The organism is Chryseobacterium sp. WG14 (assembly GCF_024586945.1).
Lineage (GTDB): Bacteria > Bacteroidota > Bacteroidia > Flavobacteriales > Weeksellaceae > Chryseobacterium.
Genome location: NZ_JALCZD010000017.1, coordinates 28,816 through 47,348 on the forward strand (window position 1 = coordinate 28,816; position 18,533 = coordinate 47,348).

The 18,533-nt window shown below is 36.8% G+C and carries 12 protein-coding genes; 5 read left to right on the plus strand and 7 right to left on the minus strand.

The genetic code is table 11. The features are described from left to right. Window positions 1-55 precede the first annotated feature (55 nt). The gene (locus MP478_RS20955; RefSeq protein WP_257201549.1) at window positions 56-2,353 is read right to left on the minus strand and encodes a GH92 family glycosyl hydrolase; all 2,298 of its coding nucleotides are present in this window, start codon (window positions 2,351-2,353) and stop codon (window positions 56-58) included. A gap of 126 nt (window positions 2,354-2,479) precedes the next feature. Here MP478_RS20955 and MP478_RS20960 point away from each other — a divergent pair, with 126 nt between their 5' ends. The 3 genes from MP478_RS20960 to MP478_RS20970 all read left to right on the plus strand — a co-directional run bounded on the left by MP478_RS20960 (window position 2,480) and on the right by MP478_RS20970 (window position 6,550). Next, entirely contained in the window at window positions 2,480-3,361 is an 882-nt protein-coding gene (locus MP478_RS20960; RefSeq protein WP_257201550.1) for an SDR family oxidoreductase, read from the plus strand. A gap of 77 nt (window positions 3,362-3,438) precedes the next feature. Next, the gene (locus MP478_RS20965) at window positions 3,439-5,637 is read left to right on the plus strand and encodes a M1 family metallopeptidase (RefSeq protein WP_257201551.1); all 2,199 of its coding nucleotides are present in this window, start codon (window positions 3,439-3,441) and stop codon (window positions 5,635-5,637) included. 85 nt (window positions 5,638-5,722) lie between these two features. Then, window positions 5,723-6,550, plus strand: a complete 828-nt coding sequence (locus MP478_RS20970) for an endonuclease/exonuclease/phosphatase family protein (RefSeq protein ID WP_257201552.1) — start codon at window positions 5,723-5,725, stop codon at window positions 6,548-6,550. Between the two features lie 2 nt (window positions 6,551-6,552). Here MP478_RS20970 and MP478_RS20975 read toward each other — a convergent pair whose 3' ends face one another. Together MP478_RS20975 and MP478_RS20980 are read right to left on the minus strand one after the other, a co-directional pair. Next, complete coding sequence (locus MP478_RS20975) at window positions 6,553-7,239, minus strand: response regulator transcription factor (RefSeq protein ID WP_230041167.1); 687 nt, start codon at window positions 7,237-7,239, stop codon at window positions 6,553-6,555. Then, window positions 7,229-8,548, minus strand: a complete 1,320-nt coding sequence (locus MP478_RS20980; protein WP_257201553.1) for a sensor histidine kinase KdpD — start codon at window positions 8,546-8,548, stop codon at window positions 7,229-7,231. Before MP478_RS20980 ends, MP478_RS20975 begins: the two co-directional genes overlap by 11 nt. A gap of 229 nt (window positions 8,549-8,777) precedes the next feature. Here MP478_RS20980 and MP478_RS20985 point away from each other — a divergent pair, with 229 nt between their 5' ends. Further along, entirely contained in the window at window positions 8,778-11,150 is a 2,373-nt protein-coding gene (locus MP478_RS20985) for an outer membrane beta-barrel family protein (RefSeq protein ID WP_257201554.1), read from the plus strand. A 104-nt stretch (window positions 11,151-11,254) separates the two neighbouring features. Next, window positions 11,255-13,120, plus strand: coding sequence for a M1 family metallopeptidase (locus tag MP478_RS20990; protein ID WP_257201555.1), 1,866 nt, complete (start codon window positions 11,255-11,257; stop codon window positions 13,118-13,120). Between the two features lie 36 nt (window positions 13,121-13,156). Here MP478_RS20990 and MP478_RS20995 read toward each other — a convergent pair whose 3' ends face one another. The 4 genes from MP478_RS20995 to MP478_RS21010 form a co-directional block, all read right to left on the minus strand. Further along, window positions 13,157-14,542, minus strand: coding sequence for a phosphatase PAP2 family protein (locus MP478_RS20995; RefSeq protein ID WP_230041163.1), 1,386 nt, complete (start codon window positions 14,540-14,542; stop codon window positions 13,157-13,159). A gap of 99 nt (window positions 14,543-14,641) precedes the next feature. Then, window positions 14,642-15,634 carry a zinc metalloprotease gene (locus MP478_RS21000; protein ID WP_230041162.1) on the minus strand — a complete coding sequence of 331 codons (993 nt, stop codon included), beginning with the start codon at window positions 15,632-15,634 and terminating at the stop codon, window positions 14,642-14,644. 441 nt (window positions 15,635-16,075) lie between these two features. Then, the gene (locus MP478_RS21005; protein ID WP_257201556.1) at window positions 16,076-17,083 is read right to left on the minus strand and encodes a zinc metalloprotease; all 1,008 of its coding nucleotides are present in this window, start codon (window positions 17,081-17,083) and stop codon (window positions 16,076-16,078) included. Between the two features lie 401 nt (window positions 17,084-17,484). Further along, window positions 17,485-18,504 carry a zinc metalloprotease gene (locus MP478_RS21010; RefSeq protein WP_257201557.1) on the minus strand — a complete coding sequence of 340 codons (1,020 nt, stop codon included), beginning with the start codon at window positions 18,502-18,504 and terminating at the stop codon, window positions 17,485-17,487. Window positions 18,505-18,533: the final 29 nt, after the last annotated feature.

The window sequence follows — 18,533 nt, forward strand, 5'->3', positions numbered from 1 at the left end:
ATCTAAGAGCGTTTTTATTTATTAAATATGAATAATAGAAGGCTTTATGAAACACTTACTTCCTTGCTTTATTACTCATATAAAACGTAAGTTTTCCTCCGTTCATAATCTCAGCATGTTTCAAGGTGAAATTTTTAATCTCTTTTCCGTTTAAAAGAATCTTCTGAACATATACATTCTTTTGGCTTTGGTTGACGGCTTCAATTTCAAAGGTTTTTCCGTTTTCCAAATGTAAAAAAGCATGGTCAACGGCCGGGCTTCCGATTGCATAATCTTCTGAACCGGGAGCAACAGGGTAAAAGCCAAGTGAGCTCAGAATATACCATGCGCTCATTTGTCCCGTATCGTCATTGCCTCCCAGTCCGTCAGGAGTAGCTTTATACTGCATTTCTAAAATACGTCGGACTTGTGACTGGGTTTTCCAGGGTTGCCCTGCCCAATTATAAAAATAAACAACATGATGAGCCGGCTCGTTGCCATGTACATATCCTCCGATGATTCCTTCCCGGGTAATATCTTCAGTATCTGCAAAAAATGCATCTGGCAAGTGCATCGTAAACAGCTCATCCAGCTTTGAGGCAAATTTTTTCCTGCCACCCATCATTTTGATCAGTTCATCAGGGTCTTGGGGAACAAAGAAGCTGTAGTTCCAGGAATTCCCTTCAATGAAACCCTGTCCGTGTGTACTTAATACGTCAAAATCTTTTTTGAAACTTCCGTCTGCAAGACGTGGACGCATAAACCCGATGGTAGTGTCGAAATTATTTTTCCAGTTTTCAGAACGTTTGATGAATTGGTTATAAATATCTGTTTCACCCAAATGTTTTGCCAGCTGAGCAATTGCCCAGTCATCATAAGCATATTCTAATGTATTTGAAACTGAAGTTCCGTTCTTTTCAGCGGGGATATAGCCTAAATCAATATACTGACCTATACCCTCGTAATTCCTTTTATTGGCAGTTTCCACACAGGCTTTAAGAGCTTCTCTAGGATTACCGGTATAATTTCCTTTAATAATAGCATCCGCGACAACGCTTACACTGTGATAGCCACTCATACACCAGTTGTCATTGGCATAATGAGACCATATGGGAAGCATTTTCATCGAAAACTGATCGTAATGGGCCATCATTGATTTTATCATATCATTATTTCGCTTAGGCTGAATGATATTAAAAAAGGGATGAAGAGCACGGTAAGTATCCCATAATGAGAAGGTGGTATAATTTGTAAAACCTTCTGCCTGATGAATATTCTGATCCAATCCTTTATACTCTCCATTGACATCCATATAGACTGTCGGATTAATGAAGGTGTGGTACATGGCAGTGTAAAAGTTAGTCTTTTCAGTTTCAGATCCCTGAATGACAATTTTATTTAATTCTTTGTTCCAATCTTCCTGAGTTTTTGCTCTTACCTGATCAAAAGATAAATTTCCTGTTTCTTTTTCCAGGTTTTCCATGGCATTGATTTGACTTACGGGAGAAATAGCAAGCTTTACTTCGATGGCTTCATTTTCATTGGTATCAAAATCAAAATACATTTTCAGATTTTTACCGGCGATTTCCGGAAAGTTTTCCGTTTGGTTAAACTTTCTCCAAAATCCTTTATACACCTGTATTCCATCATAATTTTTCTGGCCGTATGACTTAAAAGGTTTTGAAAATGTCATCGCAAAATAAACAGTCCTGGTTCTTGCCCATCCGTTTGTCTGACGGTATCCCGTTATTGTATTCCCATTTTCTACCCGAACATAAGTCCAGACATTTTTACTGTCATAATTATAAATTCCGGCCATTAGATCCAGGATGATGTGGGACTGATCCGATTTTGGAAATGTATAGCGGTGAACTCCGGTTCTGGTTGTTGCTGTTAACTCTGCCAGAATATTATAATCATCAAGTTTTACTTTGTAATAACCCGCTTCAGCCTTTTCATTCTGATGGGAGAAGCTGCTTCTGTAGCCATTTTCAGGATGAGAAGCTGTTCCGGGGTTCAACTGCAGTTTTCCAACGGTAGGCATGATAAGAAAATCTCCCAGATCAGAATGTCCGGTTCCGCTGAAGTGTGTGGAGCTGAACCCTGTAATTGTTTTGTCTTCATAGCGGTAGCCTGCACAATATTTGTAAACATCACCATTGTATTTTCCATTGAGTTCATAGGAAATGGTATCGGTTTCGGGGCTTAGCTGCACAGCTCCGAACGGCGCAGTTGCACCGGGATAAGTGTGTCCCATTTTTTCAGTTCCAATGAGCGGATTTACATATTGGTATAACTTTTCAAACTTTTGAGCGTTAAAGTTTGAACTACAAAATAACAATGATAGAACAAGAGCAGTTCCCGGATTTTTCATGAGCAACGATATTATTAAGTGCTAAAATTAATTAAAAAAATAAAGAATATTATTTATGGCATTATTTATAAATTTAATTTAGGGACAATCCGTTCAATATTTATTATTTTTAGAAAAATATTATACATGAATTTATATACACAACCAATGTTGCGTGAAGGCGCACTGAAAGATAAAGTAGCGATTGTAACAGGAGGAGGAAGTGGCCTTGGAAAAGCCATGACTAAATATTTCCTTGAGTTAGGAGCCAATGTGGTGATCACTTCCCGAAATATTGAAAAACTTCAGGCTACTGCCAAGGAGCTGGAAGAGGAAACAGGTGGGAAAGTTCTATGTGTAGCTTGTGATGTGAGAAACTGGGATGAGGTGGAAGCAATGAAAGAGGCAACGTTGAAAGAATTTGGTAAAATAGATATCCTTTTAAATAATGCTGCTGGAAACTTTATCTCTCCTACAGAAAGGTTAACGCATTCTGCTTTTGATTCTATTTTAGATATTGTTTTAAAAGGGACAAAAAACTGTACACTTTCAGTGGGTAAACATTGGATAGATGCTAAACATGCAGGAACTGTTTTAAATATTGTAACTACCTATTCGTGGACGGGATCTGCCTACGTTGTTCCTTCAGCGTGTGCTAAAGCCGGTGTTTTAGCCATGACGAGATCTTTAGCTGTAGAATGGGCAAAATATGGAATCCGTTTTAATGCGATAGCGCCGGGGCCTTTCCCTACAAAAGGTGCCTGGGACAGACTGTTGCCTGGTGATTTACAGGAAAAATTTGATATGAAGAAAAAAGTGCCTTTGAGAAGAGTGGGAGAACATCAGGAATTGGCAAACCTGGCAGCTTACCTTGTTTCAGATTATTCTGCTTATATGAATGGTGAAGTGGTAACTATTGACGGTGGCGAATGGCTTCAGGGAGCAGGAGAATTTAATATGCTGGAAGATATCCCTCAGGAAATGTGGGATGCTTTAGAAGCCATGATTAAGTCTAAAAAATCAAATTAAATAAAAAAATCAAATAAAAAGCTCCTGGATTTGTAACAATTCCAGGAGTTTTTTTTACCTATGTATAAAATAATTAAATGAATTGTAAACTTCCAACCCTGGTTTCTGCAGTTGCATTTTTCCTTTTTTCAGGATCTGTATATGCACAGGAGACGCCAAAATATGATTATGTAGAGGCGTTTAAGCCATTTTTTTATCCCCAGACAGGTACGGAAACCCGTTCTGCAAGTGGTCAGCCCGGTCATGCTTATTGGCAGAATTCAGCAGATTATTATTTGAATGTCAGCCTGAATGAAGATAAAAAAGAAATTGCAGGTACTGCTGAAATCACATATACGAATAACAGCCCTGATGCATTGAGTTTTCTCTGGTTACAGCTGGATCAGAATTTATTTGCAAAAGATTCCCGGGGAAATGGAGTTGTTCCTATGTCGGGAAGCCGAAACGGAGCTCATGGTGAGGAACTGAATGGAGGATATCATATTAAATCGGTAAAACTGAACGGTAAAGAAGTACAATATACCATTACAGATACAAGAATGCAGATTGACCTTCCTAAGGAACTGAAAGCAAAAGGAGGTAAAGCAAAAATTGCCGTTGAATATTCTTTTATTTCTCCGGAATACGGGTCAGACAGAATGGGAGTGCAGGATACGAAAAATGGCAAAATATTTACCATGGCACAATGGTATCCTAGAATGTGCGTTTATGATGATGTATTGGGATGGAATACGATGCCTTATCTTGGAGCATCGGAATTTTATTTAGAATATGGAAATATTACAGCCAATATTACAGTTCCTTCCAATCATTATGTAGTTGCTTCCGGTGAGCTTCTCAATGAGAAAGAAGTGTATACCAGAGAGGAAATCAACAGATGGAATGAAGCCAGAAACAGTGATAAAACAGTAATGATCCATTCTGAATCTGAAATTGGTAAAAATAAAACGGCCGGAACAAAAACCTGGAAGTTTAAGATTACACAGGCAAGGGATTTTGCCTGGGCATCATCTTCGGGGTTTATTATAGATGCATCAAGAATCAATCTTCCAAGTGGGAAAAAATCTTTAGCTATTTCTGCATATCCTGCAGAAAGTGCGGGAGATAAAGCATGGGGGAGATCTACGGAATATACCAAGGCTGCTATAGAGCACTACTCAAATAAATGGTACGAATATACATATCCGGCAGCGACTAATGTTGCAGGAAATGAAGGCGGAATGGAGTATCCGGGAATTGTGTTCTGTCATATGGATTCAAAAGGAGAAAGTCTTTGGGGGGTTACCGATCACGAATTTGGTCATAATTGGTTCCCTATGATCGTAGGTTCTAATGAAAGACTATTTGCATGGATGGATGAAGGTTTTAATACTTTCATTAACGGACTGTCAACGGAAGCTTTTAATAAGGGTGAATATTATAAAAAGCCAAACCTTGCCCGTACAGGAAGCTATCTGATGGGTGATAACCTGGAACCTATAATGGTAGGACCGGATAATATGAAGGAAAGGAATATTGCCGCTTTAGCCTACTATAAACCGGGAGCAGGATTATCCGTTTTAAGAGAAGCCATTTTGGGTCCTGAAAAATTTGATAAAGCATTCCGGACCTATATCAACCGTTGGGCTTTTAAACATCCTACGCCCTGGGATTTCTTCCACACTATGGAGAATGTTTCCGGAGAAGAGCTGAACTGGTTCTGGAGAGGCTGGTTTTTTAATAAGTGGAAAATTGATCAGGCTGTTAAAAATGTAAAATATATCAATGGAGATTTTAAGAATGGGGCTGAGGTAACTGTTGAAAATCTTGGCCAGCTACCAATGCCTACTACAGTACAGATGAAATTTAAGGATGGAACATCGAAAACAGTAAAAATACCCGTTGAAGTCTGGAAAAGAAATACAGAATGGACCTTTAAAGTAGATGCTGCTAAAGAAATAGATGAGGTGAAACTGGATCCGAATTCTGTAGTTCCCGATATTAACGCAAAAAATAACATCTGGACATCTTCTGATGCAAAACCTGTTGAAAAAATCAATGCAAAAGATTTTACAGGAATATATGGAAGCAAAGAGAACAATTTTAAGATCACATTTGTGGAGAAGAACGGACAGCTTTTTGGAAGTGTAATGGGACAGCAGGAATTTCCTTTTGAGTACGCAGGAGATAATAGATTCACTTTTGACCAGGCCGGGCTGGCGGTTGTTTTCAGTAAAGATAAAAAGATGATTACGCTTACAGAAGGAGGAAGAGAATATAAATTCAATAAAGAATAATCTTGATTTAACAATATTATCATATAAATAAGACTTCCCTGTCACAGAGAAGTCTTATTTTTGTCTCTTATTGATAAAATAAACTATGAATTTCAGATTTTCAATTATGCTCCTGATGCTTTTTGTATTGGGGTTTTCACAGGATCTTACGGTGATGAGTTTTAATATCCGGCTTAATGTAGAATCGGATAAAGAGAATGCCTGGCCTCAGAGAAAACAGGATGTCGCCGATTTATTAACCTATTACCATCCCGATTATTTCGGAGTTCAGGAAGCACTTCCCGAGCAGATGAAAGATCTTAAAAGCGAATTGAAGAACTATGACTATATTGGTGTAGGCAGGGATGATGGAAAAGAAAAAGGAGAGTTTTCTGCTATTTTTTACGATACCAAGAGGCTTGATGTCGTAAAATCCGGAACATTCTGGCTGTCTGAAACTCCGGAAAAACCTTCAAAAGGCTGGGATGCTGCACTGAACAGAATCTGTACGTATGCTGTGTTCAGGGATAGAAAATCTAAAAAAGAATTTTTAGCAATGAATCTTCATTTTGATCATGTTGGAAATGTGGCAAGGGTTAAATCTTCTGAATTGATTATAAAAAAGATTCAGGAACTTAATCCCAAAAACCTTCCGGTAACCTTAAGTGGAGACTTTAACCTGACAGATGATACAGAGCCGATTAAGATTCTTTCCCAACATATGAAAGATAGTTTCTATCATTCGGAAACGAAGCATTATGGTCCGGTAGGAACTTTTACAGGCTTTAATATCAACGAAGTACCTAAAGAAAGGATTGATTATATTTTTACAAAAGGTTTCAGGATCAAATCAAATAGACACATTAATGACAGAAGGGAAAACCTGCTGTATCCATCGGATCATTTTCCGGTGATTACAGAGCTTTCCTTCTAAGATCAATGCGTTGGAAAATCAACTTCAAATCCAATTCCTCTCAGGGATTGGATTTTTACTTCCGGGTCATGGCTGAAATATTTTCTGAGTCTGCTGATAAATACATCAAGGCTTCTTCCTGTAAAATAATCATTGGTTTCCCAGAGGTTATCCAGGATGTTGTCTCTTGTTATCGTGGTGTGATTATGCTTCAAAAGATAGACAAGGAGTTCCTGTTCCCGAACCGTAAGGCGTATGCTCCCCTCATTGTGTGAAAGTAAAAGTTTACTGGTGTCTAAAGAATATTCTCCAATCTTAATGTATGTTTCTACAGCCGTCGGTAAAGTTCTTCTGAGTATGTTTTTTATTCTCAAAATGAGTTCCTCAGGATCGCAGGGTTTGGCAATATAATCGTCTGCTCCTATTTTTAATCCGGTTAACCGGTCTATTTTCTGATTCTTGGCGGTTAAAAAAAGCAATGGGAAATCACTTTTTTCCTGCAGGATCATTTTAGCTAAAGAAAAACCATCAATATTAGGCATCATAATATCCAGAATTCCAATATGGAAAGGGAATTCGGAAGGGATTATTTTTACAATATCTTCAGGGTTTTCAAACCAGGTGACTTCAAAATCTTCCAGTTCAAGATATTGTTTCAGGATCATTCCGAAATCAGGATCATCTTCTGCTAAAAGGATTTTAGTTTTCATAAGGAATAGATATTTTAAAAGCAGTTCCCACTTTAGGCTGGCTGGAAACATGTATTTTGCCGTGATATTCTGTAACAATTTTTTTAACGATATACAGCCCAAGCCCCAATCCTTTATTGTTATGGATATTGTTGGCCTGTATCCTGTAGAATTTTTCAAAGATATTTTTTAATTCTTTAGTTTCCATGCCAAAGCCGTTGTCGGAAATTTCAATTTCTAAATGCTGTAGAGAACTGCTGATATTGATTTTTATACTGGAAGCACCATATTTTACACTGTTCTCACAGAGGTTTTTGATAATGGTTTCCATCAGGTTTTTATCAAAAGGAAGCTCCTGTGATATATTATTTTCAAATTTAAAATCTGTATTGAAGTAAGTGAAGGCCAGATCCTGAATAAAGAAATCCCAATCTTCAGGCTTTACGGGAGTAGCTTTATCCGGGAGTTCATCTTTGTGAAGCTGGGACATAAGGGCCTCAAGTCTGTAAATCTGCCGGTCAATAAGGGGAAGCGTTTCCGGATTCCATTCTTTCTTTAAAGTTTTAGAAGCTATTTTTAATGTGGCAATAGGTGTTTTGAATTCGTGTGATATATTGTCTACTACGGTATGAAGTACCTCTACCTGTTTTTGCTGGTTTATGAGGTTTTTAACAGTGAAGATATACAGCAGTAGAACGCTTGCAAGAAGGATGATACAGCAAATAATCAATAAGGTAAGTTCTTTAAATACAATGCTCTTAATATTGGCAATTTCAAATTCAGTTTTACTTTTGACTAAAAAAGTGTTTTTCCTTTCAATTTTTTCATTGTTTTTATCATTCCTTTTGGTGGAAGAGGTTTCCCAGCTGCTGGTTGTTGAAATTTTAGAATTTTTAACCTTGTTTTTTGTTTCAAAAATGATGATTGGCTGATCGATTATTTTAGTGCTGTCCGGAAGATGTATGATTGAGTAGTATTGAATTTTTGCAGAAATATCATAGCCTTCTTTTTTGAAACGGCTGCTGATATAACGATTTAGCTTTTCCCGGGTAGGTTGTCTGTTGTCTAAGAAGTGGTTTAAAAAATCTTTTTTGCTGATTTCCTTATCATAATATTGGATAATAATACTCTGAAGAGAATCATCTTTCATTTCTTTTGTACTCACATCCTCCAGTTTATCGGTGTAATTGGACAGACCTTCCTGAATAGACCTGTAGATATCCCTTTCTTTTACCTGATACGTTTTATAAATGAAATAGACCTGGATTCCCAATAAAATCAGGAATAACGTAGCGAATAGAGGAATAAGGTATCTGCTTTTGGACATCATTAAAACAAAGATAAAGCTTTAGCTATTTTCGAGGAGATTTATTTTGATATTAACCTTTCATTAACCAGTATATACATTGCGTTTTCTGTTTCTTAAAGAGGAAAAGAACAGGGCAATGGACGTTAACCTATCATTAACCTCCTGTTAACCGAAACTTACCCTTTCATTTCAGAGTTTTGTACCATAAAGCAAGACAGTCATATTGCTTTGTGTCATTCAAAAAACGGTAATGATGTATAAAATTTTTCTTTTTCTATGTTTTCCCCTGTTGGTATTTGCCCAAAAGCAAAAACTTGAAGGAATGGTTGTCAGCAATCAGAATGAAAAGCTTTCCGCAATAAAGGTGGAACTCTATAATTCCCGGAATGAACTGATTAAAGTGCTGAAAACAAATATTGACGGCAGCTTTATTTTAGAAGGAATTTCAGAACAAAATGTAAAGCTTGTTGTGAAGAGCGAAGGATATGCCCTGTATGAAAAAAATCTGGATCTTCAAAATCCTGAGCCATTGCATATCATCATGAAAAAAGAATCTCATGAAATAGGAGAGGTGGTGATGACCAAGCGCAAGCCTTTGGTGAAAAGAAAAGTAGACCGTCTGGAGTTTAATGTGGAGAACAGTAATATTTCATCACTCAATGCCTGGGAGATTTTGAAAAATACACCCAATGTAACGGTTAATAATAATGTCCTTAGTGTAAAAGGAAGTACCGGAATTTTGGTGACCATTAATGATAAAAAGGTGATGCTGACTGGCGATGAGCTCAAAAATCTCCTGGAAAATACTCAGGGAGATGAGGTGAAGTCTGTAGAAGTGATTACCAATCCTCCTGCAAAATATGAAGCATCGGGAAGTGCAGTGCTCAATATTATCATGAAAAAAAATAAAGTTGAAGGCTACCGGGGAATTTTGTCATCTAAATATATACAGACACAGTACGCAAAAGGTGTTTTCGGACTTTCTCAATATTATAAAAAAGATAAACTCTCCGTTATGGCGAGCTATTATAAAGGGATGGGGACTTACTACAGGGAAGGAACAGATTATGTCAATTATATGGAAAGCCAGAAGAGATGGGTAAGTACGATGAACAGGAAGGATAAAAACCATAACCAGAATACCCTGAATTTTAATGTGGAATATGAGTTGGACAGTTTGACTAGCTTAAGTCTCAACTATTCAGGGTTTTACTCTCCAAAGTCTTATGGAATATACAATGTTCCCACAATAATCTATAATAATCAGAATATTGCTGAGTCTGATTATACCACAGTTAATGATCACCAAAACCGCAGTATTAATAATTCTTTAAGCTTTCAGATAGATAGAAAATTGAATAAAAAAAGCAGCCTGTCATGGATTAATTATTTTACAGGAAACAACACCGATAAATATCAAAATGTGATCACTTCCCTGAATTTTGCCGGACAGTCTCCAAGGGAAGAGAATTTTATGACCCAAAATAAAACTGATGTTCAGCTCTATTCCACACAGGCAGATTATCAATGGAAAAATGAAAAATTTGACCTTGAATCCGGCGTAAAATACAGTTTTGTAAAAACAAACAGCAGATTGGATTTTTCTGATAATGAAAATGGAATGCTGCAGTACAGACCGGATAAAAGCAGTATTTTTGATTATAAGGAACATAATTTTGCCGTTTATTCTTCTTTAGGATACACCATCGGAAAATGGAACTTCAAAGCCGGGCTGCGTGCAGAAATGACCGACCTGGAGGGAATTGTTTCTGAGCCTTATGACCGGAATAAAAATAAATACTGGAACCTTTTCCCTACTTTTTACACCCAATATACTACGGAAAATAAGCAGGAATTTGGATTTTCCTACGGCAAACGCATCAGCAGGCCTACCTATTCCTGGCTGAATCCTGCAAAGTCTTACTATAATCTTTTCTCCTATTACCAGGGAGACCCCAAATTAAAAGCGACCATTACTCATAATCTTAACTTTACCTATTCCTGGAAAGAGTGGAATCTCGATCTATACTACCGAAAAGAGATCTATCCTTCTATGGAAATTTCCTTTCAGGAGCCCAATACCAACAGCCTGATCTACTATTTTACCAATATTGAAAAAGGAGAAGCTTTCGGACTGAGTGTATATAAGAATTTGCAGATAAAACCATGGTGGAACCTTATTCTGTCCGAAAATCTAGAACATAATGAAAATTATTTTAAAGGTACCGACGGAATACTGTACAAAAATAAAGTATGGAACTGGGTTTCCAATGTTTCTACAAGCTTTACGCTGGATAAAAGTAACGACTGGAAATTAGAAGTGGGACACCGTTACTATTCTCCGGGAATACAGGGAACATTTAAAATTTCGAATGCCTGGACTGCTTATTTTGTAATGAACAGGAAGTTTTTCAACAAAAAACTGGATGCCAGTTTTATATTCAATGATATCTTCAGGACCATGGGGCAGAAAGTAAGCACCCAATATGCCAATCAGGATAATTATTTCCTGGATTATAACGATACACAAGGCTTTACCTTCTCTTTGAAGTTCAATTTTGGAAACCAGTCTGTAAAGAACGCCAAAACGATAAAAAAAACAGAAGAACAGGAACGATTGTAAATAATTAAACAAAATACGGTTATTGTTAAATATTCTTATCAAAGAATTTGCTGCTCTGTGTCACATTTTCGCTATTTTTGATACCAATCTTAAAAAAGATAGTTATGAAGAGAATTTTTTCCGGTGTGATGGTGGTGGTTTCATTATTCCAGCTTTCTGCACAGGACTTATATATGCCGAGAAATATCAAAAAAGCCTATGAAAAAGGAACGCGCGACATTTCGGGAGCGCCGGGTAAAAACTATTGGCAGAATAAAGGAATTTATAATGTTGAAGTAAAGGTAGATGCCAATACAAAAATAGTTTCAGGAAAAGAAACAATTGTTTACACTAACAATAGCTCAGATAACCTTAATGAATTGGCCATCAGGTTTGTTAATAACCTTCATAAGCCACAATCTCCAAGATCAGGAACGGTCTCTAAAGATTTTTTGTCTTCGGGACTTAAAATCAAATCATTTATTGTAAATGGTGAAAGGTATGATATTGACAGCGATGATTGGGGAACTGTTGAAAAAGTGAAATTGAAATCAGCTTTAAAATCAAAATCAAAAGCTGAGGTTAAAATAGAATGGGAATACCCGCTTTCTGTGCAGAGTGGAAGAGAAGGACAGATAGATCCTGAAACTTTTTATGTAGCTTATTCTTTCCCAAGAATTTCTGTATATGACGATTATAATGGATGGGATATGCTTCCCCATTCAGACAGACAGGAGTTTTACAATGACTTTAATGATTATAGTTTTGCTATTACGGCTCCCAAAAATTATGTGGTTTGGGCAACCGGGGATTTCCTGAATCCTGATGCTGTCCTTCAGCCGGAATATTTAAAAAGATATAAAGCTTCCCTGAAGAGTGATAAGCTGATACATATTGCAACAGAGCAGGAAATGAAGTCCGGGAAAGTAACCAGACAGAATAAATGGAATGTTTGGAAGTTTAAAGCGAACCATATTACTGATTTTTGTTTTGCATTAAGTAATCATTACGTATGGGATGCGGCCAGTGTCCAGCTGAAAACAAAAAGAGCGAGTGTGCAGGCAGGATACAAAGCCGGAGCAAAAGATTTCGAACAATATGTAGGGTGGATGCGCTATAATCTGGACTGGTTTTCGAAAAACTGGCCGGGAGTAGAATATCCTTATAATGTAATGACAGCCATTCAGGGATATGCTGATATGGAATACCCTATGATGATTAATGATTCCAGTATTCCGGATGATCTTCAGGATGCAAGACTTACTGCCGATCATGAAATTGCGCATACCTATTTCCCTTTTTATATGGGAATCAATGAAACAAGATATGCTTTTATGGATGAAGGATGGGCAACAACATTGGAATATCTTATAGGAATTGATGAAAACGGTGAGGCTAAAGCAAAAGAATTTTATAAAAACTTCCGTGTTAAAAAATGGATCAATGATGCTTCCGCAGAGCAGGATCAGCCTGTTATCACTATGAGCACACAGGTAAGCGGCTCCGGCTATGGAAATAATTCTTATGTAAAAGCATCGTTATCCTATCTTGCCCTAAAAGATTATCTTGGAGATGAATTGTTTAAAAAAGCATTGCATCATTATATGGATAACTGGAATGGTAAGCATCCTGTTCCCTGGGATTATTTTAATTCTATGAATACAGGATCCGGAAAAAATTTGAATTGGTTCTTCCATAACTGGTTTTATACCAATCATTATATAGATGTAAAAGTGGCGGGAGTTTCCCAGATGAATGATCTGCTTACGGTAAATATTATCAATGTAGGAGGGTTTGCTATTCCGTTTGATGCTATCCTGTCTTATGAGGACGGAACAACGGAGAAGCTGCATTTTTCACCTTCCATTTGGGAGAAAGACCAAAAACTAACTGATCTTGTGATTCCCATCAAGAAAAAAGTAAAATCGGTACAGCTGGATGGAGATCTTTTTATGGATTACACTCCGGAAGACAATACTAAAATACTATAAAAGCAAAGCCTTCAGATTTTTGAAGGCTTTTTTATTTTAAAAATAGGCTGTTAACCGTAAACCTAACGTGATATAATTGATTCTTTCCTTTGCAATGACATGATTAAGCTCTTCATTTAATTCGTCGTTTTCTTTTATTTCATCACTAAAATGATATCGGATCGTAGATTTTATCTGGTTGTAATCGGCATATAATGTAAGTCCTATTCCGGGATTGAATTTATAAGTAAGGGAAGCTCCCGTATTCCACCGGAAAGCGGGCTTAGGTTTATAACTGGCAATAGGAAGCTCATGAGTTGGTGTGTCTATATTGTCACTTTTTATAGAGACTTTTCCGCTTGCTGTGGCTGCGTATCCGGCAGTGGCTTTTAATGTAAACTGCCATTTATCTGAAAACTCGTGCGAGAAATAAGGCCCTATTCCGGCACCTAGAAAACCTAAAGATTGGGTAATAATAGTGTAATCTCCAAAATCTTCTCCGTTATCTAACGTTTCTTTTAGAGGCTTAACGGGAAAGCTGCTAAAGGTGATGTCTGCTCCGATACCCCATTTTTTTGAAAAGAAATAAGCTCCTTCCAATCCGCCTTCAAAGCCTACTTGTTTTTTATTGTCAAGATCAGACTCTTTCAGGAAATTTGTTGTACCCAATGCTGTGCCCAGTTTTATAGCCAGGAAAGAAGGATAATCATTTCCCTGTATCCTCGATAAAAGACTTAAATTATCACCTTTGTTTTTATATATTTTGTCAATAAAGAAATAGCCTAATTCCGTAGATATAATACCTATTCCTGCACCGGCCAATACATCAGGAAGCCAGTGTCTGTTGTTTAAATTCCGACCAAGCGCCGTAAGAGTGGCTGTACTATATCCTCCAATACTGTATGCTGGGTTTACCATACCATATTCTTTATGCAGAAAACTTGCATTGGTAAAAGCCATAGCAGCGTGGCCGGATGGGAATGAATTATTTTTAGAGCGGTCAGGTCGTTCAACTTTTGATGTATATTTGATTGAATTCACCACAATACCCATAATAGCTAAACTGGTAATGTAAGAAAGTGTAGCTCTTCCTATATTGTTCCGCCCTTTAACTCCGGAAAGTTTTAATCCGTAAACAGCAACTGCAGGAGCATATTGCAGATAATCATCATATTTTGCCTTGAATGTAGGAAGATAGCGGTTTCGGACTTCACGGATATTTTCCTTCTCTCCCCAGGTTGCTGCAGCAGCTGTAAAAAGTATGGCTGGAGCTATAGATTTTTTCACCCATTCTTTTTTGAAGAAAGTTGTTTTATTTTCAATAGGTATATCAGAGCTTATTAATGAAATATCTTTTTGCAGATTTCGAGACTGAACAGTATCTTGTGCTTTATAACAGCATAAATGTAAAAACATGCTGGCTGCTAATATTATTTTTTTCATCTTTGTTGTTCTGAAATTAGAATCGCATAAAAGTATAAAAAAAATCCATCCCTAAATTGGGACAGATTTTTTTTAAGCAAATCTTAATATATTAATGGTTTAATATACTCTCAACCCTGATCTTGGTCCGGATGCAGAAACCACAGCCTGCATTCTTTGTTTTTGATTGGTTGTAAACATGACCATGATCTTGTCATCCACATAATCCATGTAATTCATGAAGATTTGAGAACGGCTTACTCCACCGCAAGCACGGCTAAGAGGATAAGAAGGTGTTCCGTAATTTGGACCAGGCGAAACAGGTGTATCATTAGAGTAATCTGTCTGGCAGCCTGTGTTTGATGAGCCCCAAAGGTGAGGAAGATTTAAATAATGTCCCACTTCATGAGTGGCTGTTCTTCCCAAATTGAAAGGTGCTGAAGTTCCGGATCCTGTTCCTATATAGGGAGCAGCTATTACTACACCATCTAAGGAGCCAGTGATGGTTCCCGGATAATAAGCATATCCAAGGGTGCCGCCTGTCATTTTATTGACTACCCAAATGTTTAGGTAATTGTCTGGAGTAGTAGCTGCAATACCTGTACTTGCTGATTTCATCTTATTCTCGTCAGGATTCCAAAGCGTTGTGCTGTTTTGCTTTCTCACTGTTTTAGCTAATCTGAATCTGATTTTGGTGTCTCCGGCCTTTACAGGAACGAATTCTGATGGTGTATTGCTGTTGTCTGCATTGGTAGCTCCATAATCTCTGTTCAGGACATCAATCTGGGATTGTAAGCGCGTGTCAGATACATTTTCACTGCTTGTGTTATAAACAACATTGAATACTACAGGAATTTCTACGGTGCCATCTGCCAATACCTTGCCTACTTTTATGTCGTTAAGACGCTTTTCCGTAAACTCTTCAATAGCGTTAACTCTGGCTCTGGCTGCAGGATCTGTACTTAGAATTTTGTTCCTCATTTCATCCGACGGGCAAGATCTTCTGCTGGCGGTTTCCTGGGGTTGCATGTCCTGTTGTTCCGTTACAGAATTGACATCGTTGTTACAAGAAGCCAGAAATAGAATTCCAGCTCCAAAAAGAAGTTTTTTCATATTATATTATTTTGGTTTTGAGTTTGTGAATTTATATTAAATAAACTTAATGTGCAAATTATTTCTTAATTTATTTAATTATTATTAATCTTTATTGTTAATGATTGTGATTATCTTAAATAAATTTAATTTAATTTGAATTTTAATCAATTTTAGTAATTTTGTTTTTATATTTCACTTTTTTGTGTTTTTTAACTAAAAAAAATACTATTGTTTTTGATTTTTAATGAAAATTTAGTCATCTGGCATATCTGTTTCAAGCCGTTGGAAAAGGAAGCTAATTGTCCCGTAAATTTTGCCGCGATCACTGCATTTTTTTAACTGGAGGATAATGACCTTTTATCATTATGATGTTTGAGGATTAAACTTCCTAAAAATAAAAAAATCCATCTCAATGGAGATGGATTTAAAATATTAAATAAGATTGTATTTAGAGATGTATTATAAAACTCTTAACCCTGCTCTTGCTCCGGATGCGGCAACTACAGCCTGCATTCTTGTTTTTTGTCCAGATGAGAACATAAACATGGAAGCATCATTTACATAATCCATATAATTCATGAACATAACAGACCTTTTTACACTATTGCAGGTGTTGTATAATGGGTATGTTGGTGCGCCTCCATTAGATGAAGTTTGTGTAGGAGTATCATCTACTAGGTCATTCCCACACATTGCATCTCCCCAGATATGTCTGAGGTTTAGATAATGTCCTACCTCATGAGTAGCAGTTCTGCCCAGATTGTAAGGAGAAGAAGCTCCTGTTTTTCCAAAGAATGGAGCAGCAATGACTACACCATCATTTAATGATCCTGCAGATTCAGGAAAAGTGGCATAGCCAAGAATGCTTTTTCCTTGAGAGGTCATTTTACTTACCACCCAAATATTTAGATAATTGGTTGGGTTGGTAGCATCAATACCGCCAGATGAGGCTTTTTTCATGGAATCATCTGTTTTCCAGCCTGTTTTAGTTGTAGACTTTCTTATGGTATTAACTAATCTGAATTGTACTTTTGTATCACCTGCTTTTACTGTTTGAAATTCTGTAGGAATACTACCGGCGTCAGTGTTTGTTCCGGAATAATCAGCATTTAATACAGCTATTTGCTCTGCAATCCTTGCGTCTGAAACATTTCCTGCTGTGCTGCTGTAGATTACATTAACTACAACCGGAATTTCTACGGTCCCATCTGCCAAGACTCTTCCAAGTTTTTGGTCATTGGCAAACCTTGCTGTATTGGCTTCCAGATCAGCAAACTTTTGTCGGAGTTCAGGGCTGTTTTTTAAAGCTTCCTCTCTGATTTCTTCTGATGGGCAGCTTCTTTCCAAAGCCATTGATGAAGAAGAAACTGCCGGATCTGTAGATTCTTCATTTTGATTTGAAATGTTGTCGCTGTTACAAGCTGACATAAAGCTAAGTACAATAGCTCCAAATAATAATTTTTTCATATCGTTTCTTTTTTGTTTGAGAATGTGAAATTATAGTATTTGAAATTAATATGCAAATCATTTCGCGTTTTGTTTAATAAATTACTATTAAATATACAATTTTCTTGATTATTATTTAAGTAAATTGTAATTAGAGTGTATTTTAATCAAAATTAAAATTTATGATTTAAATTTTTCTTGTATTTAATTATTTTAATGTAAATAATTGTATTTATTTTTTATTTATAATAAAATATTACATTTTATCGATTGGTTAAGATGTTTTTTTTGATTTCTAAAGCAGTCAATCCTGATAAGGGTTGTAAGCTCTTTTTGATGGTGAAATTCTAGTCATTTGAAAATAAAAATCCATCTCAATTGAGATGGATTTAAAATATTAAATAGAATTGTTTGTAGATGTATTATAAAACTCTTAGCCCGGATCTTGGTCCTGATGCTGCAACCGCAGACTGCATTCTTGTTTTTTGTCCGGTGGAGAACATAAACATAGCAGCGTCATCTACGTAATCCATGTAATTCATAAACATTACAGATCTTTTTACTCCGCCACAAGTATTATAAAGTGGGTAGCGTGGTTTTCCATTATTGAATCCAGTTTGAGTTGGAGTGTCGGCAACAAGATCATTTCCACAGCTTGCATCTCCCCAGATGTGTATAAGTCCTAAATAGTGCCCTACTTCATGAGTGGCTGTTCTTCCCAGGTTGAAATTAGCAGTTGCTCCTGTTTTTCCAAAATATGGAGCTGCAATTACTACACCATCATTCCATAATCCTGCGGATTCAGGAAAAGTAGCATATCCAAGAGTCTGATATAGACCATCTGGCATACTGCTTACCACCCAGATATTAAAATAATTGGTAGGATTGGTAGCATCTATTCCTCCAGTAGAGACTTTTTTCATCGTGTGGTTGTCTACATCAGTGGGAGTCCATGATGTTTTAGTTGTTACTTTTCTTACGGTATTTACCAGTTTGAATTTTACTTTTACATCGCCAGCTTTTACCCCTTGGAATTCTGTAGGTATTTTAGAGGCATCTGTATTTGTACCACTATAATCAGCATTTAAAACAGCGATTTGTTCTGCAATTCTTGCGTCTGAAACATTTTCAGTAGCAGTTCTGTATAATACATTCACTACTACAGGAATTTCAACGGTTCCATCAGCGAGAACCTTTCCAAATTTTATATCGTTGGCAAATCTTTCAGCAGTGGCTTCAATCTCTGTTGCTCTTTGTCTCAATGCAGGATCTTTCTGCAGGGCTGCTTCTCTGAGTTCTACAGAAGGACAGCTTCTTTTTAATGCGGTTGTAGAAGGAGAATTTGCCTGATCTGTAGGTTCTTCACCTTGGTTTGAAATGTTGTCACTGTTACAAGCTGACATGAAGCTTAGTACAATAGCTCCAAATAATAATTTTTTCATATCGTCTTTTTGTTTGAGGATGTGAAATT